Below are 3,078 nucleotides of genomic sequence, written 5' to 3'. Positions count from 1 at the left end.
CGGACGTGGGCGGGCTGCTGCGTCCGGCTCCGTGGTACGGGCCGTCGGACGATGTGTGGCGGGCATGACCACTCCTCCGCGTCAACGTGGGTGGGCGGATGGGGAGATGTGGGAGGCGGTTCCCGCGAGAGCCACCGAAGGGGGTACCGGGGGAGCCTTCCCACCCTCTTCGGGTGAGCAATCCGGCGCTTTGTTAACTACTCATGCGTATCCGGGAGCACAAGACCGGACTCATGCCCGATCGAGACGAGACGGACGTGTACGTCGTTCGTCGTATTCCCGGCCTGGCGGCGGGTATTTCACCCGCACGCCCCGCGCGTCGTGGCACGTTGTGCGGCCTCGTGCCCCGCGTGCTCCGGCGGCACGCCGGAAAGCCGCGCGCCGTGGTTGATCCGGCTCCGCGCGGATACCGTCTGGGGTGACGACGGGGACACATTCGTACGGATGTGTCCCTCCTCCGCACGCCCAGCCGAGGTGGAAACGTGAAGGCGATCCGTCGATTCACCGTCCGACCCGTCCTCCCCCAACCCCTCCGCCCGCTCAGCGATCTGGCGCGAAACCTGCGCTGGTCGTGGCACGCCGGGACCCGTGACCTCTTCCGGTCGGTCGATCCCGAACGCTGGGCGGCCTGCGGCGGCGATCCGGTGCGTCTGCTGGGCAGCGTCCCGCCGGCCAGGCTCGCCGAACTCGCCGGGGACGCCGGGTTCACGGCCCGGCTGGCCGCGGTCGCCGAGGACCTCGCCGAGTACACCGGGGGCCCGCGCTGGTACCAGGAGCAGTCCGACGGCCTGCCCGCCGCCGTGGCCTACTTCTCGCCGGAGTTCGGCATCACCGCCGCCCTCCCGCAGTACTCCGGCGGCCTCGGCATCCTGGCGGGCGACCACCTCAAGGCCGCCTCCGACCTCGGCGTCCCGCTGATCGGCGTGGGGCTGCTCTACCGGCACGGGTACTTCCGCCAGTCGCTCTCCCGCGACGGCTGGCAGCAGGAGCACTACCCGGTGCTCGACCCCAACGAGCTGCCCCTCACCCCGCTCGCCCGCGCCGACGGCACCCCCGCCCACGTCTCGCTCGCCCTGCCAGGCGGCACCTCGCTGCGGGCCAGGATCTGGCTCGCCCAGGTGGGCCGGGTGCCGCTGCTGCTGCTCGACTCCGACGTCGAGGACAACGGGGCCGGCGAACGCGGCGTCACCGACCGGCTGTACGGCGGGGGCAGTGAGCACCGGCTGCTCCAGGAGATGCTGCTCGGCATAGGAGGTGTCCGGGCGGTACGCGAGTACTGCGAGCTCACCGGCCACCCCCGGCCCGAGGTGTTCCACACCAACGAGGGACACGCCGGCTTCCTCGGCCTGGAACGCATCCACGAACTCGTCTCCGAGGGACTGGACTTCGACGCCGCCCTGGAGGCGGTCCGGGCCGGGACGGTCTTCACCACCCACACCCCCGTGCCGGCGGGCATCGACCGGTTCGACCGCAACCTGGTCGCCCGCCAGTTCGGGCAGGACGGCGAGCTGCCGCGGATCGACGTCGACCGGGTGCTCCGGCTGGGCGCCGAGACCTACCCCGGCGGCGACCCGGGCGTCTTCAACATGGCGGTGATGGGCCTGCGCCTGGCCCAGCGGGCCAACGGCGTCTCGCTGCTGCACGGCAGGGTGAGCCGGGAGATGTTCGCCGGACTCTGGCCGGGATTCGACCCCGAGGAGGTGCCGATCACCTCCGTCACCAACGGCGTCCACGCGCCCACCTGGGTGGCCCCCGAGGTGCTCCGGCTCGGCGCGCGCGGCGTCGGCGAGCGGCGGGCCGAGGAGGCGCTGAGCGTCGGCGGCTCCGAGCGGTGGGACGGCGTGGCGGAGATCTCCGACGAGGAGATCTGGGAGCTGCGCCGGTCGCTGCGCGGACAGCTGGTGGAGGAGGTCCGGCGGCGGCTGCGCGAGGCCTGGCGGCAGCGCGGCGCCGGGGACGCCGAACTCGGCTGGATCGACGGCGTGCTCGACCCCGACGTGCTGACCATCGGCTTCGCCCGCCGCGTGCCGTCCTACAAGCGGCTCACCCTGATGCTGCGCGACCACGAACGGCTGCGGTCGCTGCTGCTGCACCCCGAACGGCCGGTGCAGCTGGTGGTGGCGGGCAAGGCGCACCCGGCCGACGAGAGCGGGAAGCGCCTGATCCAGGAACTGGTGCGGTTCGCCGACGACCCGCGGGTGCGGCACCGGATCGTCTTCCTGCCCGACTACGGCATGGGCATGGCGCAGAAGCTGTACCCGGGCTGCGACATCTGGCTGAACAATCCGCTCCGCCCGCTGGAGGCGTGCGGCACTAGCGGGATGAAGTCGGCGCTCAACGGCGGCCTCAACCTCTCGGTCCTGGACGGCTGGTGGGACGAGTGGTACCAGCCGGACTTCGGCTGGGCGATCCCCACCGCCGACGGCACCGGCACCGGCCCCGAGCGGCGGGACGACCTGGAGGCCGCCGCCCTGTACGACCTGCTGGAGCAGCGGGTCACGCCCCGGTTCTACGAGAAGGGCGGCTCCACCCAACTGCCCGACCGGTGGATCGAGATGGTCCGGCGGACCCTCACCCACCTGGGGCCCAAGGTGCTGGCGGGGCGGATGGTGCGCGAGTACGTGGAGCGGCTCTACGCGCCCGCCGCGCGCTCGCACCGGGCGATGACGGCCGATGCGGCGCGCGAACTGGCGGAGTGGAAGGCGAGGGTCCGCGGTGGCTGGCCGGCCGTCCGGGTGGGCCACGTGGAGACCTCGTCCGCGGCCAGCACCGCCGAACTCGGGGCCACCCTGACCCTGCGGGTGCGGGTCGGGCTCGGCGGGCTCTCCCCGGAGGACGTGGAGGTCCAGGCCGCCGCGGGCCGGGTCGACGCGGAGGACCGGCTGACCGCCCCCACCACCGTCCCGCTGAAGCCGGTGTCCCACGGGCCGGACACGGAGGGCGACCGGGTCTACGAGGGCCCGCTGACCCTGGACCGGACGGGGCCCTTCGGCTACACGGTGCGGGTGCTGCCCGCGCACCGGCTGCTCGCCTCCGGCGCGGAGCTGGGCCTGGTCGCCCTTCCGGCGGAGGAAGTGG

At 73.3% G+C, this 3,078-nt stretch carries 1 protein-coding gene; it reads left to right on the top strand.

What is annotated here, in order from left to right; all coding sequences use genetic code 11:
- Window positions 1–482: 482 nt before the first annotated feature.
- The coding region (glgP, locus tag HW445_RS24320; protein ID WP_180223084.1) for an alpha-glucan family phosphorylase at window positions 483–3,078 on the top strand (2,596 nt) is incomplete at its 3' end.

It is taken from the genome of Streptomyces sp. UH6, from assembly GCF_013421635.1.
Classification (GTDB): Bacteria; Actinomycetota; Actinomycetes; order Streptomycetales; family Streptomycetaceae; genus Streptomyces; species Streptomyces abyssomicinicus.
The sequence above is the reverse complement of the archived record's forward strand: the minus strand, read 5'-3'. Positions and strand labels throughout refer to the sequence as shown.